Annotated in this window: 12 protein-coding genes and 2 pseudogenes; 2 read left to right on the forward strand and 12 right to left on the reverse strand. The window is 68.8% G+C overall.

Annotation, left to right across the window (positions count from 1 at the left end):
* Positions 1-5: 5 nt before the first annotated feature.
* Complete coding sequence (locus ALI144C_RS58720) at positions 6-470, reverse strand: tetratricopeptide repeat protein (RefSeq protein ID WP_083753530.1); 465 nt, start codon at positions 468-470, stop codon at positions 6-8.
* Positions 471-495: 25 nt separating this feature from the next.
* Here ALI144C_RS58720 and ALI144C_RS30725 point away from each other — a divergent pair.
* Positions 496-830: pseudogene (locus ALI144C_RS30725) on the forward strand (transposase); the annotation flags it as partial.
* Positions 831-1115: 285 nt separating this feature from the next.
* On the opposite strand, the gene ALI144C_RS30730 reads toward ALI144C_RS30725, so the two are convergent.
* From ALI144C_RS30730 to ALI144C_RS30780, 11 genes are all read right to left on the reverse strand, one after another.
* Positions 1116-1529, reverse strand: a complete 414-nt coding sequence (locus ALI144C_RS30730) for a hypothetical protein (protein WP_143230969.1) — start codon at positions 1527-1529, stop codon at positions 1116-1118.
* Between the two features lie 601 nt (positions 1530-2130).
* Positions 2131-2976, reverse strand: coding sequence for an HpcH/HpaI aldolase/citrate lyase family protein (locus ALI144C_RS30735; RefSeq protein ID WP_076990686.1), 846 nt, complete (start codon positions 2974-2976; stop codon positions 2131-2133).
* Positions 2973-4181, reverse strand: coding sequence for a CaiB/BaiF CoA transferase family protein (locus ALI144C_RS30740; RefSeq protein ID WP_076990687.1), 1209 nt, complete (start codon positions 4179-4181; stop codon positions 2973-2975). The genes ALI144C_RS30735 and ALI144C_RS30740 overlap by 4 nt, the downstream gene beginning before the upstream one ends.
* Positions 4178-6118: an SUMF1/EgtB/PvdO family nonheme iron enzyme gene (locus tag ALI144C_RS30745; RefSeq protein WP_076990688.1), complete on the reverse strand. Its 1941-nt coding sequence runs from the start codon at positions 6116-6118 to the stop codon at positions 4178-4180. The genes ALI144C_RS30740 and ALI144C_RS30745 overlap by 4 nt, the downstream gene beginning before the upstream one ends.
* Complete coding sequence (locus ALI144C_RS30750) at positions 6115-7008, reverse strand: ribokinase (protein WP_076990689.1); 894 nt, start codon at positions 7006-7008, stop codon at positions 6115-6117. Before ALI144C_RS30750 ends, ALI144C_RS30745 begins: the two co-directional genes overlap by 4 nt.
* Positions 7005-8402, reverse strand: coding sequence for an ADP-ribosylglycohydrolase family protein (locus tag ALI144C_RS30755; protein ID WP_076990690.1), 1398 nt, complete (start codon positions 8400-8402; stop codon positions 7005-7007). Before ALI144C_RS30755 ends, ALI144C_RS30750 begins: the two co-directional genes overlap by 4 nt.
* Entirely contained in the window at positions 8399-9598 is a 1200-nt protein-coding gene (locus ALI144C_RS30760; RefSeq protein WP_237774391.1) for an ADP-ribosylglycohydrolase family protein, read from the reverse strand. Before ALI144C_RS30760 ends, ALI144C_RS30755 begins: the two co-directional genes overlap by 4 nt.
* Positions 9599-9606: 8 nt before the next feature.
* The gene (locus ALI144C_RS30765; protein WP_076990691.1) at positions 9607-10881 is read right to left on the reverse strand and encodes an ABC transporter substrate-binding protein; all 1275 of its coding nucleotides are present in this window, start codon (positions 10879-10881) and stop codon (positions 9607-9609) included.
* A gap of 26 nt (positions 10882-10907) precedes the next feature.
* A complete protein-coding gene (locus tag ALI144C_RS30770) occupies positions 10908-11735 on the reverse strand; it encodes a carbohydrate ABC transporter permease (RefSeq protein ID WP_076990692.1) in 828 nt (275 codons plus the stop codon).
* 3 nt (positions 11736-11738) lie between these two features.
* Positions 11739-12692 carry a carbohydrate ABC transporter permease gene (locus ALI144C_RS30775; protein WP_076990693.1) on the reverse strand — a complete coding sequence of 318 codons (954 nt, stop codon included), beginning with the start codon at positions 12690-12692 and terminating at the stop codon, positions 11739-11741.
* A complete protein-coding gene (locus ALI144C_RS30780; protein WP_076990983.1) occupies positions 12689-13714 on the reverse strand; it encodes a LacI family DNA-binding transcriptional regulator in 1026 nt (341 codons plus the stop codon). Before ALI144C_RS30780 ends, ALI144C_RS30775 begins: the two co-directional genes overlap by 4 nt.
* A 238-nt stretch (positions 13715-13952) precedes the next feature.
* Between ALI144C_RS30780 and ALI144C_RS59180 the strand changes: the two are divergent.
* Positions 13953-14168 (forward strand): annotated as a pseudogene (locus tag ALI144C_RS59180) (trypsin-like serine protease); the annotation flags it as partial.
* Positions 14169-14227 lie beyond the last annotated feature (59 nt).

Genomic DNA, 14227 nt, shown 5'->3' on the forward strand with positions numbered 1-14227 from the left:
TCCAATCAGCCCCGAGCCAGCTCGACGAGGCGCTGCCGCAGAACGTCAGCCTCCGTGGAACGCCGCTGGGCTTGGCACAGTCCAAGCGCCTGCCGCCACGCGGTCGCAGCGTCGTCGACGAGACCCAGTGCCGCACAGGCCCTGCCCAGCTGGATGAGCGTGGTCGCGACGTTGTAGGCGTCGCCCACCCCGCTGAACACGTCGACAGACCGCCGGTAACTGGCGACAGCGTCGGCCAGCCTGCCACTTCGTTCGTGGACGTACCCGAGGCTGTCGAGGATCTCCCCACTGGCCGCTGCGAGGCGGGATGCCTGAGTGTGGTGCCGGATTACTGACTTGTGCCGCCGGGGGCCGATCCGCTGGTGGCGACTTCCACGCGGCGGGCGATCGTGAACAGTTCTGCGGTGACAGCATGCGGCGGCAGGCGTTCGATGACTCGGTGGTGCAGATGCTGGCGGTGTCGGGGGCAGTAGTTATGCTCGACGCGCCGAGCGGGAACTACCGAAGGTCGCCGATCACCTCGACACCGCGCGAGCCGACCTGCTGAGGTTCACCGCGTTCCCGAAACAGATCTGGCGCCAGCTCTGGTCGAACAACCCTCAGGAACGACTCAACAAGGAAATCCGTCGCCGCACCGACGTGGTCGGCATCTTCCCCGACCACGCAGCGATCATCCGCCTCGTCGGCGCCGTGCTGGCCGAACAACACGACGAATGGATCGAGGCCGCCGCTACCTCGGCCTGGACGTGCTCGCCCCCCGCACCACCAGCGCAACCGACAACGACACCACCGAACAGGAGAAAACCACACCCGCAGCACTCACCGCCTGACCAACATCCCGGATCACCGGTGACCGCCAGTTACACCACGCCCCAGGACTTGACCCCACTATAGCGCCGTCAACGGGGAACTGGCGGCCTCCGCATGGCCGGAAGAACAAGCAGGCTCACGATTGCGTAACCATGAGAACTGATGGCGATAAAGAGGCGAGCCTACGTTCGCCCTTGCTAGGCGAACTCGAGCGGTCCGTGTGCTGGCGAAGCTCGCATCGCTCCTTCGCACCCAAGCCGCACTGCGGACGTTCGTGTTGCGCAGCTACGGACACGCACTCAACTTCACACCGAACGCACCGCGACGCTCCCTCGCAACACCGGAGCAGTGGGAGATTCGCAGTGTTGTTCGAAATCCGCCACAAAGCTCGCCGGAGCACCATTCGTCCCATAACCGATGTGACGGACAGTGAACTTTCCGAAGACGTCACTGCATCCGCGGCCGTGGGCGACGACGTCGATTCCCGGCGTGTTGCCTTCGCGGAACGCGGCGCGTCGGGCTCCCTCATATGTGCCGGTGGTGATCACCTGGCCGCGGGGAGCCGCGAGTGTGATGTTGACGAACGTGAGCTGCCCGTCTCTTTGGTACAACGCCATCACTTCCACGCTACCGGCGCTCGACCTCACCGTGAAATCGCCGTTCTCCGACGTCACGTGCTGAGTGTCGCCGCCACCGACGTAGTCGCCGACCGCGCTCACGTAGGTGAACTCAGCGTTGGTCGGCCCCGCGGCGCCCGACACTCCGTAGGACTGAAGTGACGTCCATGCCACGACACCGGCCAGAACGGCCGCGACCCGAAACTTCGAGGTTCTCATTCGATCTCCAATAGCGACGACTCGGAATGGCTTGTTGATCATGCCCGTCGAACCGCTGTTTACCCTGGGTCCTGACGGGGCAAACGCCCGTCTTCGAGCGTCCCGGGAAGTTCGGGAAGAGAAACTGTCATCGCCTCGGAGGCCTCAGGCACGTCGAAATGCCGAAGGGATCCGGCGTACCAACTCCAACGAGCCCCTGACCGCTTCCAGTCTCAGGCCTTGATCCGGTCGGTGAGCAGGTCGGCGACAGTGCGTGGTTCTGGCGGCGAGGAGTTCGGGCAGCAGCGGCTCGGCTGGCGACGGGCCGGAAGTGCAGCACGAAATAAGGCCCGACCAACAGCACCAGGGCGACGACCAGGTGTGCGACGAATGCTGCCAGACTGCTGCCAGGCGCCAAGCATCCAGTCGAGGCTGTGCGCATAGCATCATCGCCAGCCTGCTGCGAGACCAGGAAGTCACAATGCCGCTGCGCACGATCGTCTGCTCACGAGGGTGGGGTGGGCGTGCTGTCGGCGAGAGCGAGGACAGTCCGCGCCTGCTCGACCATCGCGACGTCGAGGAAGGTGCCGTCCGCGAGGGCGATCGCCCCGACGCCTGACGTGATCGCGCTGTCCAGCCGCGCCATGACTTCCCGGGCGCGCTCGATCTCGGGGGCGGTCGGCAGGAACGCGGCGCGGATCGTGGCCAGCTGGGCGGGGTGGATCGCGGCGCGGCCGTGGAAGCCCAGCGCGCGGCCTGCCCGGCAGGACGCCGCCAGACCTTCGTGGTCCCGCACGTTCGGGTACGCGGACATGGCGGGCGGCGGCAGGCGCGCGGCGCGTGCCGCGACGATGATCCGGCTCCGCGCCCAGGTCAGCCCGGCGTCGTCGGCCACCCGCAGGTCCGAACGCAGGTCGGCCTCACCGAGGCCCAGCGACCCGATCTGAGGCGATGCCGTCGCGATCTCCAGCGCCCGCTCGACCCCCAGCGCCGACTCGATCAGAGGGTGCAACGCGCGACCCGGCAGCGCGGTCGCGAGCGCGCGGATCTCTTCGGGCGACTCGACTTTGGGGATTCGGGCGCCCACCGTGGTGGGCAGTGTCGCCAGCGCGGCGATGTCGTCCCCGTGCCAGGGAGTACTCGAATGGTTGACGCGCACCTGCACCTGGCGTGCGTCCGATACGTCCGCCAGCAGTCGTACGGCGTTGGATCGAGCCTCGTCTTTGTGGGTCGGTGCGACAGCGTCTTCGAGGTCGACGAGCACTACATCGGCCGCCGTGCCGAACGCCTTGGTGACCCGGTCAGGCCGGTCGGCTGGCACGTACAGCAGAGTCAACGGAGGCACCGTCATATCGCCCCCTGTGCGCGGAGTTCCGCGACGCGCTCCGGCGGGAACCCGAGCTCGCCGAGGACCGCTTCGGTGTCGGCGCCGTGCGGCCGACCGGTGAACCGGATGACGCCGTCGTTGTCGGACAGCCGGAAGAACGGGCTCTGCATGCGCGTCGGCCCGAGTTCGGGGTCCTCGATCTCGTGGATCGTGCCGAGCGCCTGGAACTGCGGGTCCGCGACGATGTCCGAGGCGTCGTAGATCGGCGCCACCGCCGCCTGCGCTTCCTCGAACGCCGTGACGACCTCCGCACTGGTGCGTTGCGCGATCCACGAGCCGACAGCCTCGTCGAGTTCGTCGGCGTGCTGTGCCCGGTCAGCGGCGCTCGCGAACCACGGCTCGTCGACGAGGTCCGGTCGGCCGACCAGCCTGACCACACGTTCGGCGATCGACTGGGCCGAAGTGGACACCGCGACCCACTGCCCGTCTTGCGTGCGATAGGTGTTGCGTGGCGCGTTGTTCGTCGATCGGTTGCCCGTGCGGGGCTGCACGGTGTGCAGCTGGTCCCAGCGGGTGATCTGCGGGCCGAGCATCGCCAGGATGGGTTCGACGATCGCGGTGTCGACGACCTGACCACGCCCGGTCCGCTCGCGTGCGGTCAGGGCCACCATGATCGCGTAGGCGGTGGCCAGCGACGCGATGCTGTCGGCGAGCACGAACGGCGGGAGGGTCGGCGGGCCGTCCGGCTCCCCCGTCATCGCCGCGAACCCGCTCATCGCCTCGGCGAGGGTGCCGAACCCCGGCCTCGACCGGTACGGCCCGATCTGCCCGAACCCCGTCACCCGGGCGAGCACGAGCCGCGGGTTGCCCGCCGACAGTTCGTCATAGCCCAGCCCCCACCGCTCCAGAGTGCCGGGCCGGAAGTTCTCGATGACGACGTCCGCCTCCGCGGCGAGCGCGAGGAACACCTCTCGTCCACCGGGATGGCCGAGGTTGGCGGTGATGGTCCGCTTGTTCCTGCCGAGCGTCTTCCACCACAGGTTCACGCCGTCTTTCGCGACGCCGTGGGTGCGTGATGGGTCGGGCTTGCTGGGGTGCTCGACTTTGACCACATCGGCGCCCATGTCGCCGAGGTGCATCGCGGCCAGCGGACCGGCGAAGAGCGTTGACGCGTCGACGACACGGAGGCCAGCGAGCGCACCGGCGGCGGGATCGCGCGACACGGTCACGTCGCCACCTCCCACGCGCACCGGAACCCGACGGTCGCGCTGCGCGCCAAACCGAGGCCCGGCAGGAGCAGTTTGACCGCGTAGTCAGGGTCGTGCCGCCCGCCCTCGATGTACCAGTCCGAGCCCTCGGCACAGTAGTCGCTGCCGCCCTTCAGGATCACGAACCGCGTCCTGGAGTCGGAGTGCTCACTTTCCGTCCAGTTCCACACGGCTGGTTCGCCGCGCCGCAGCCGTCCGGTCTCCCCGGCGAGTTGCCACTCGTCCTCGGTGGGCAACCGTCCGCCCCGCCATGCACAGTAGGCCCGAGCGTCATCGAGGTCCACAAAGGTCACCGGTTCGTGCGCCACCCGGCCCGTCCAGTGCGCGAGGAAGCGACCCGGCTGCGTGGGTCGATAGCCTGTGGCGTCAAGGAAAGCGGCGAAATCCGCGTTCGTGACCTCGCTGATCCCGACAGCCACGGCAGCGGTGAGTTCGCCGTCGCGTTGCAGGGTCCTCGCATCATGCAACCTGGGTGGCAGGGGCTTCCACTCGTCCACATAGGGCGCGCCATGGTACATCCCGGTTTCCCTTGCCCGGTACCGAACCGTGAGCACGTACGGACCGGAGGGGACGATGACCGCGTCCGGTTCAGGCTCACCCGTTGTCGCCCGCTTCGGTCGGCGGATCGCGAGCCGGTGCGGGAAGCGGGCATCCGGGTCGTGCGGCATGTCCCGAAGCGTGTCGAGAAGGCCAGGCAGCCATTCGGGTTCGGAGGTCGCGAAGTGCAGGAACGCGGCGATTCCGCGCGCGGGCACGCCCGAGAGCAGGTCGACGAGGGTTCCCGAATCGTGCGGCGGTGTCACCGGGCCGTGGTAGTCCTCGTCTCCGCGATTCACTACTGTCCACAGTGTCATGCCGTCGAGTTCCCAGCGGGACGCGTAAATCCCGGCCGCCTCCGCCTCGGCGGTGAGCTCGGCCAGCGGCGTCCACACGCCGTCACGCAGCAGGTCGCCGACGGCACGCTGGACGGTGACCATGCGTCGCACGGTCGCGCTGTCGCGGGGCGACCAGCCGACCCACACCCCGAACACGACTTCCCAGACCATGACGCCGACGCCGTTGAGCCAGGCCGAGTGCAGTTCCTCAGTGTGATCGCGGTGCCAGCGACGGACGTGGTGCTGCATGTGCCGCCGCTCGTACCAGTGGGCGCGCAACACGCCGGGCACCGGTGAATCGGCGAAGAACTGAGCCCACGAACACGAGTGGTCCTCGATGCGTTCGACCGGCAGTTTGGACTCGCCTTCCAGCACGATTCCCGGCCGGGCGGCGTCCAGCCGCTCGACGAACTCCGGTTCGGCTTTCTTGAGCGTGTCGAGGAAGACCCCGTCCGCGCCGAGATCGGCGACGAGCGACGCGAGCTCTGTCAGGTCGTCGTCGCCGCGTCGGGTGCCGACATCCCACGGGTTGTAGTCGACGAACACGCGCAGCCCCGCGTCGTGCAGTGCTTCGACAAGGCCGGTCAGGCCCGGGACGTCGCGGTAGAAGTCCCACTGGTTGCGGTCGTCGAGGCCGATCACGGGGTACGCGTGCCACAGCACGACGGCGTCCAGCCCGCCGAAGCGCTCGTGTGCGTCGGCGAGGAAGCGTTCAGGCGTGAACTTGTCCTGCTCGAACGAGTAGAGCAGTTCGTCCCACAGCCACACTTGTGCGACCGTGTGGCAGCGCGACGCCCAAGCCGCACCTGGCCGGTCGTACGCGGCTCCCGTGTACTCGTGGCGGGACCGGGCGTCTTCGCGCCACTCATGCAGACGCTCACGCCATGCGGGCCGGTCGGCCGGGTCCCGCGGCCCGGCGAAGATCTTCGCCTCGTCTAGCGCGACAAGGTCATCGGTAGTCAGCGGCACCTCGGTGGGCCGGTCGATCGGACGTGGAACAAGCGGGTCGAACGTATAGGTCATGGTGCCTTTCCTCCGGCGAATGACGCGACCTCCGCCGCCGTCGGGACGGCGCCCTGAGCACCCGGTCGCGTGACCGCCAGGGCTCCGGCCGCACAGGCCAGCCGCGCCGCGTCGGGAAGGCTGAGCCCCCGGGCGAGACCCGCGGCGAGCACACCGCAGAACGTGTCGCCCGCACCGGTGGTGTCCACAACGTCCGCACGAATTCCGGGGATGTGCAGGGGTTCGCTGCCGCGTTCGGCGACAACGCAACCGTCTCCACCGAGGGTGACGACGACGGCGGGAACACGCTCCAGCAGCTTCGACGCGGCCGGGCCCGAGGTGCGCACGAGGTCGGAGGCTTCGTGCTCGTTGACAATGAGCAGATCGATCGCGCCCCACATCTCGTCGGGGAGATCACGCGCCGGTGCCGCGTTGAGCGCCATGACCGCGCCGGGTCGCCGTGCCCGCGCAGCCGCGAGCACCACATCAAGGGGGATCTCCAACTGGGCCAGCACGACGTCGGCGGCGGCGATCCGTTTGACGTGCGGGGTGCCGAGCTTCAGCCGGGCGTTGGCTCCGGGTGCGACGACGATGGTGTTCTCACCGTCCGAGGACACTGTGATGAGCGCGGTGCCCGTCGCGCCGTCGATCCGGTCGACGAGGTCGGTACGAACGCCCGCACCCTGAAGCGAAGCCAGGAGCAGGTCAGCGGGCTCGTCGGTGCCGAGCGCGCCGACGAAGGTCGTGTCCACTCCCCCGGCGACGGCGGCTGCCACGGCCTGGTTCGCGCCCTTGCCACCGGGGTTTCGCCGCAGATCCCCGCCGAGGACCGTCTCCCCGGCCCGTGGTGGCCGCTCGACATCGACCACGAGATCGACGTTCGCTGAGCCGACCACCACGACCGCGCTCATACCCCGCCCCCCAGCGCGGCAGTACGCGCCGCGAGATCGGCTATTCGCTGCTCACCGCCAGGCAGGGACGTCGCTATCCGCCCATCGAGCGGGACAGTCCACTGTGTGCCAATTCCGTCGACACCGCGCAGCGCACCCACGACGGAGCCGACCGTCGCGGCTGCGGAGTCCGTATCCCATCCTGCGGTCACCGCGATGGACACGCTCGGCCCGAACTCCCCATCGCCCTTCGCGAGGGCGTACGCGATCACAGCGGCGTTGTTGAGAACGTGCACCCAATGCAGGTCCCCGTACTCGGCGTGCAGGCGATCGAGGCCAGCGCGCACGCCGCCCACCGCGGCTTCGCGTCCAAACCGGACGGCCTTGGCCAGCCTGCTGCGCGGAGGAATTACCGTCTCCGCCGCGTCCAGGATCTCGTCGACGGTGTCACACACCATCGCGGCGGAGGTGAGCGCGGCCGCCCACATCGCGCCGTACACACCGTTACGAGTGTGACTGAGCCGGGCGTCGGTCCACGCGAGACGAGCCGCAGCGCGCACGTCACCCGGTGAGACCCAGCCGAACACGTCGGCCCGGATCAACGCCCCTATCCATTCGCGAAACGGGTTGTGGTGCGTCGCGGTCTCCGAAACGGGCCGGGCGTCGAGAATGTTGCGGTACGCGGCCCGTTCGGCGGTGAAGGTCCGCCCGGCGGGCAGATTGTCCAGCCAGAGCTGGGCGACGTCCTCGGTGGTGAAATCCCGGCCGTGCCGTTCGAGCAGCGTGAGCGCGAGGATCGGGTAGTTGAGGTCGTCGTCCTCCGGCATCCCGTCGATGTTCTCCTCCAGCGAGGTCGCGGCGGACCGCCGGTTCCACGGCCAGCGCGCCGCGACCTCGTCCGGCAGCCCGGCCGCGGTGAACCAGCGGTCCAGCGGCCAGCGTCCCGTCGCACGAAGGATCTCTTCGATGCCCGCACGCGGGATCTTCTCCACCGGTTTGCCGAGCAGGCACCCCGCCGCGCGGCCGGTCCACGCCCCGTGAACACGACCGAAGACCTGCTTGCAGGGTCGAGCATCAGCACCGAAGACCTGCTTGCAGGGTCGAGCATCAGCACCACGGCCGGTGGTCGGCAGGCTGGGCGCGGGCGGCAGCAACGCAAGGATGGCTGACCACTCGTCCGGTTCGTCCGGCGCCGCCGGGGTGGGCGACGCGGCGAGTTCGTCCAGCAACTCCCGGGCGAGCGCGCGCAGGGCAGGCGGTGCGGGGTTCGGTCCAGCCCCACTCACGGCGGGCACGGGATCGCCGCCCGCCGCCACCCAACGTGCCCGGATCTCACCGATGCCCTTTCCGTCCACGGAGGACTGGACGAACTCGTGCGCGAGCAGGTCCTCGGGTTGCGCCCAGGTGAGCCTCACGCCGGGACCTCGGCCAGCGCGTCGAGAGCACTCAGCCGGGAGAGCGCCTTGTCCCGGTCGGCCTGGAGGATGTCGGCCGCCGCCGACGCCATGAGGCGCCCGGTCGCTCGGATGTCCATGCGGCTGGCCTCGCTGATGGCGTCGAGCCACTCGGCGGGTACGACGGCGGACCCGCCCAGGCCCGCGCAGATCGCGCCCGCCATGACGGCGATCGAGTCGGCATCCCGACCGTAGTTGACCGCCGCCAGGACCGCCCCCCGAAAGTCGCCCCGGTGACCGAGCAGCAGTCCGAGCGCGGCGGGCAGCTCCTCGATGGACTTTGTCCGCGACGGCCGCCGGGCATCGAGCGACATCTCCCGGTAGTGCGGCCCCACCGAGTCGAACGGCGCGACCGTCTCCCGGACGAGGCGCGCGAGCGCCCGCTCGTCGTCGTCGGTACGCGGCGCCGTGGACCATCCCTCAAGAGCGTCGACGACCGCCCGGATCGCCGCGGCGGTTCCGTCATGTGCGACGTCGAGGGCCGCCGCGACCACGTCGTCGAGACCGGCACCGGGGGCGACCGCCGCGGCGACCATCGCGGCGAAGACCCCCGCCGCCTCACGCCCGTAGCTCGACTGGTGAGCTCCGGTGAGATCGATCGCCTCGGCGTAGGCACCGCGCGGGTCCCCGGCGTTGGCGATCCCCACCGGAGCGACGTACATCGCCGCCCCGCAGTTGACGACGTTGCCGACACCGGCCTCGCGCGGGTCGACGTGTCCATAGTGGAGGCGCGCGACGATCCACTTCTCCGCGAGGAAGACCCGCTGCAACAGCAACGCGGTCGACTCCAGTTCGGGGACCCACCGCGGCTCACCGATCATGAGCGGCACCACGTCCTCGGCCATCGCGTACGCGTCGAGGTGCGCGCGGCGTTTCGCGTACACCTCGACCAGCGCACACGTCATGAGGGTGTCGTCGGTGACATGCCCGTCACCCTTGTGGTACGGCGCGATGGGGCGTGCGTCCCGCCAGTTCGGGTACCACGGCCCGACGATGCCGGTCACCCGGCCGCCGTGCCGCTCCTCGATCTGCTCGGGCGTCCAGCCCTCGGTCGCGCCGCCGAGCGCGTCCCCAACGGCCGCTCCTGTGATCACAGCCACCGCTCGGTCTTCCAGCCAGGTCACCGGCTCCGCTCCCCTTGTCAGATGCTTGGTCACAACGGCAACTACTTCGAGATGTTCCGCCAGCCGTCCTGCAGTGCGCGGGCGAGACCGTCGGCGTCGAGCTCCTTCGCGAGGAACTTCTGGTACGCCGGGGTCGCCACGGTGTCCTTCCACTGCGCGTACTTGCCAGCGAACAGGTACGGCGCGGAGGTGAGGAACTTGCCGGAGGCGAGGATGACGTTCCAGCCGTTCTTCGTGCCCAGCTTGGCCGTCAGGGCGTCCCGCGCGGACGTGGTCGGCGGGATCAGGGCGTCGGCCTCGTTGAGCGCGGCGAGGTTCTGCGTGTTGGTGACGAAGTCGATGAACTCGGCCGCCTGCTTGACGTGCTCGGAGTCCTTGTTCACCGACAGGGTCTGCGGGTTCGCGGCCTGGGCGGGCCCTGCCGACCCGGCAAGCGGGGGCAGCACGACCCAGTCGAAGCCCGCGGGGGCGTCCTTGGCGATGTTGACCGCCTGGAAGGAACCCTGGACGGTCATCGCCACCTGACCGGCGTAGAACGGCGCGAGCGCCTTGGTGCCCGCCTGGGTCAGGGTGACCGGGAGGATCGACTTGTCCTGAGTGGACATCGTGTCGACGAGCTTGGGCAGCGCCATCTCACCTGGTCCGACGGCGATCTTCGCGTCCTTGCCCGCACCCTGGAAGTACGTCCCGCCGAAGCCGGGAGCCAGCGCCACGAACGCCGCCGTCGGGCTCTTGAGTCCCCATCCGAGGCCGTGGACACCGTCCTTGGTGGTCGCCTTGGCGATCTCCCGCAACTGGTCCCAGGTCATCGTCTCCCCGGTGGGAATCGTGACACCGGCCTTCTGCAGCAGCGAACGGTTCGCGAAGACCACATAGGACTGGATCTCGGTCGGGAGGCCGACCACCTTGCCGTCGACGGTCACCGAGTCGAGGATCCCCTTGGGGATGTCGGCACGCTTCTGCTCCGACACGTAGGGGGTCAGGTCGGCCAGGTAGCCGTCCGTCGCGAACGGCACGACCCCGGCCGCCTCGTAGTGGATGATGTCGGGCGCCGTGTTGGCGTTGAACTGGGTGATGAGCTTGTCGTATACCCCGTCCCAGCCCGCCTGCACGACCTTGACCCGCACGTCGGGGTGGGTCTTGTTCCACTCGTCGACGATCTTCTTCGTCGCCTCGATGGCGGCGGGCTGGTCGGACAGGGACTGGAAGGTCAGGCTTACCGGGCCGCCCGAATCACCGCTGCCACTGCCACAGGCGGTCGCCAGCAGGCTGGTGATCGAAAGGAGCGCGGCGGCCACCACGCGTCGAGACTTCATTGGTCGACCTCTCGTGTCGGACGGGTTCATCCCTTCACCGCGCCGGCCATGAGCCCACCGGTGAGCCTGCGCCGAAGGAGGGTGAAGAAGGCGATGCTGGGAATGGCGGCGAGCACGGCACCCGCGGCGAGCGGACCGAGCGCCACCTTGCCCTCCCCGCCGATGAACATTTTCAGGGTGATGGGCAACGTGTAGTTGTCCGGCGACTGCAACAGCACGAGCGCGAAGAAGAACTCGTTCCACGACGACACGAAGCTGAACATCGCCGTCGCGACGATGCCGGGCGTCAGCAACGGGAACACGATCGTGCGCAGCACGGTGAACCTGCTCGCGCCGTCGATGGCCCCGGCCTCTTCGAGCTCGACGGGGATAGCGGAGACATATCCCTGCAGCATCCACAGCGCGAACGGCAGCATGTACGTGACGTGCACCAGCGTGAGCCCGACCAGGCTGTCGGCCAGCCCGATCGTCCGCAGAATAAGGAACAGCGGCAAAATGACGAGCACCACCGGGAAAACCTGGCTCACCAGGATCCAGCCGACCCCGGCCGCCCGCACCCTGCCCCGCAGCCGGGCGAGCACATAGGACGCGGGCAGTGCGATCACGATCACCAAAGCGGTGGACACGAGTGCCACGACAAGGCTGTTCCACGCGGAATGGAGAATCCCCTGCCGCGAAAGGGCCTCGGTGTAGTTCTCCCAGTGCCACTCGTTCGGCACCAGGCTCACGTCGAGGGAGTTCAGTTCCCTTGAGGACTTCACCGACGCCGAGATCAGCCACAGCAACGGGAAGCCGAGGAACACCAGGTACAGCGCCAGCGCCAGGTACTGTGCGGGACGCGCGAGGAAACGCATGGCTCAGCCCTTCCTCTCGACGCGGTCGTGGCGGAACTGCGACCGCAGGTACAGGGCGAGGAGGAACACGACGATGACCACCAGCACGACTCCCATCGCCGCCGCGTAGCCGATGTTGCGGTTCTTGAACGCCTCGAGGTAGATGAACAGCACCGGGACCATGGTCCGGCCGCCCGGCCCGCCCTCGGTGAGGACATAGACCAGCGAGAACGAGTTGAAGTTCCAGATGAAGTTCAGCGACGTGATCGACGTGACGATCGGCCGGAGGCTGGGCCAGGTCACGGCGGTGAACCGGCGCCACGGCCCCGCGCCGTCCATCGACGCCGCCTCGTGCAGTTCGGCCGGGATCTGCTGCAGGCCGGCCAGCAGTGTGACGGTCGTCTGCGGCATCCCGACCCACACCCCGACGACGATCACCGCGGGCAGCGCGGCGGAGAAGTCGCCGAGCCAGTTGGTGTCGCCGGGCAGGCCGAGGCTGCCGAGCACGGCGTTGAGCGGGCCGCCGTTGGCGGAGTAGATCATCTGCCACATGATCGCCACGACCACGGGTGGCATCGCCCACGGGATGAGGGCGAGCACCCGTGTCAGGCCCTGCAGGCGCAGACCGGAGTTGAGCAGGAGCGCGAGGCCCATCGACGCGGCGAGCTGCAGCACCGTGACGCCGACCGTCCAGATCAGACCGATCCGCAGCGAGTCCCAGAACAGGGCGTTGTCGATCAGGTTCCCGAAGTTGTCCAGCCCGACGAAGTCGTAGTCCGGATTGCGCACCAGCCGGGCGTCGGTGAACGCGAGCGCCAGGGCGATGACCAGCGGTGCGACGCTGAGCACGAGGATGGGGATCAGCGACGGCATCACCAGGGCGATCGCCTCGCGTCGCCGGGCGCGTACCGCCGTTCCCCGGCGACGACGCGGGGCAGGCCGGGACGCCTGGGGCTTCTCGACCAGTGTCGGCGTCATCGCTCACTCCGGTCCGATGCGGTGAACTCACTGGATTCACGCACGATCAGGGCGGGGCCGACGGCTACCTGCTGTGCCTGCTGCTCCGGATCCTCGGCCAGCCGGAGCATGAGCTGGGCGGCGGCGCGTCCACGCTCGGTCGACCCGAGGGACACGCTCGTCAGGCTCGGGCAGAACACCCGCCCGATCTCGGTGTCGTCCATCCCGGTCACGGCGAGGTCGTCCGGCACGGCCAGCCCGAGTTCCCGCGCGGCATGGATCGCTCCGATGGCGAGCAGGTCGTTGGCGGCCACAACCGCGTCGAGCCCCTCACGCGCGAGCAGCCTGCGCGCCGCCACCAGGCCGGCCGCCACCGTGAAGTCCTCGGCGACCACCGCTTCGGAACCCTCGGGACACGCCCCGGCCAGTACCGCCGCGTCGAACCCACGCTGGCGGGCCTCGCCGGGGGTGGTGTCGAGCGGACCGTTGAGGAAGCCGATGCGGCGTCGACCGGTCTCGTGCAGATGGCGAACCGCCGCGCCGATACCGCCCGCGGAGTCGGTGGAGACCGAGCTGATGCCGTGATCGTCCAGGGCACGGCCGATCACGACGACCGGCACGGGTGCCTGCTGGATCTCGCGGATCAGCCTGTCGTCGGTTCGCAGCGGGCTGATGACCATGCCGTCGACAAAGCCGCTGTTCAGGCTGCGCACCAGGTCGGCGGTCGAGGCGGTGGTGTCGCCGGTCGTCATGACGACGACCCGGTAGCCGTGCGGGGCGAGCACCCCGTGGATCGCCCGCATCATCTCGACGTAGACCGGGTTGCCGATGTCGGCCACCGCGAACGCGACCTGGAAGGTCTTCTTCATCCGTAACGACCGCCCGACCGCGTCGGGCCGGTAACCGAGTTCGGCTGCGGCGGCGCGGACCCGCTCGACCATCGCCTTGCTCGCCCCGGCCCCGTGCAGTGCCCGGGAGGTCGACGCCAGTGACACCCCGGCGCGCTCGGCCACCTGCGAAAGCGTCGCCCGTGTCGACGTCATCGTCACACTCCGCATCGTCCTGACCCGACCCTGGTACCACCGTTGGAATCGTTTCCAGTTCTCCGCCGTGCAGCGACTGGAAACGATTCCAACTGATGGTGGCGTGGATCGTGTCACCTGACGATCAGAGTGTCAACACCCCAGGTGCGACGACTCCTCTCGCGCAAGTGCTCCGCCCTTCTTCCCCGCCGAAGCAGAGCCAGCAACAGAACGCGCTGCAGAACATCGGCCGTCAGGGATGCCGACCCCTTGCCCGCTCCCCTGTTGCGTGGTCAGAGACCAGCCCACCGATCTGCAGGTGCGGATCGGCAGCCTGTCGTCAACCGAGGGCGGCGCCCTGAGCACGGTCGAACAGATCATCGTTCACCCGGGATACCCGACAGCACCGAACAAGCACGACATCGCGGTGCTCCGGCTCACCACACCCGTCGACGGGCAGCCGGTGAAACTGGCCACCGAACGCCCCGGCGTCAACTCCGGCCCGGCTCATCGGCTGGGGCTGCACCAGCCCGG

The sequence above is a fragment of the Actinosynnema sp. ALI-1.44 genome (assembly GCF_001984155.1).
GTDB lineage: Bacteria > Actinomycetota > Actinomycetes > Mycobacteriales > Pseudonocardiaceae > Kibdelosporangium.

What these genes read in the sequence shown, in the direction of transcription:
- ALI144C_RS30735 (WP_076990686.1), bottom strand. Translation starts at nt 2,976, where the DNA reads ATGACGGTGCCTCCGTTGACTCTGCTGTACGTGCCAGCCGACCGGCCT.
- ALI144C_RS30745 (WP_076990688.1), bottom strand. Translation starts at nt 6,118, where the DNA reads ATGACCTATACGTTCGACCCGCTTGTTCCACGTCCGATCGACCGGCCC.
- ALI144C_RS30750 (WP_076990689.1), bottom strand. Translation starts at nt 7,008, where the DNA reads ATGAGCGCGGTCGTGGTGGTCGGCTCAGCGAACGTCGATCTCGTGGTC.
- ALI144C_RS30765 (WP_076990691.1), bottom strand. Translation starts at nt 10,881, where the DNA reads ATGAAGTCTCGACGCGTGGTGGCCGCCGCGCTCCTTTCGATCACCAGC.
- ALI144C_RS30770 (WP_076990692.1), bottom strand. Translation starts at nt 11,735, where the DNA reads ATGCGTTTCCTCGCGCGTCCCGCACAGTACCTGGCGCTGGCGCTGTAC.
- ALI144C_RS30775 (WP_076990693.1), bottom strand. Translation starts at nt 12,692, where the DNA reads ATGACGCCGACACTGGTCGAGAAGCCCCAGGCGTCCCGGCCTGCCCCG.
- ALI144C_RS30780 (WP_076990983.1), bottom strand. Translation starts at nt 13,714, where the DNA reads ATGACGTCGACACGGGCGACGCTTTCGCAGGTGGCCGAGCGCGCCGGG.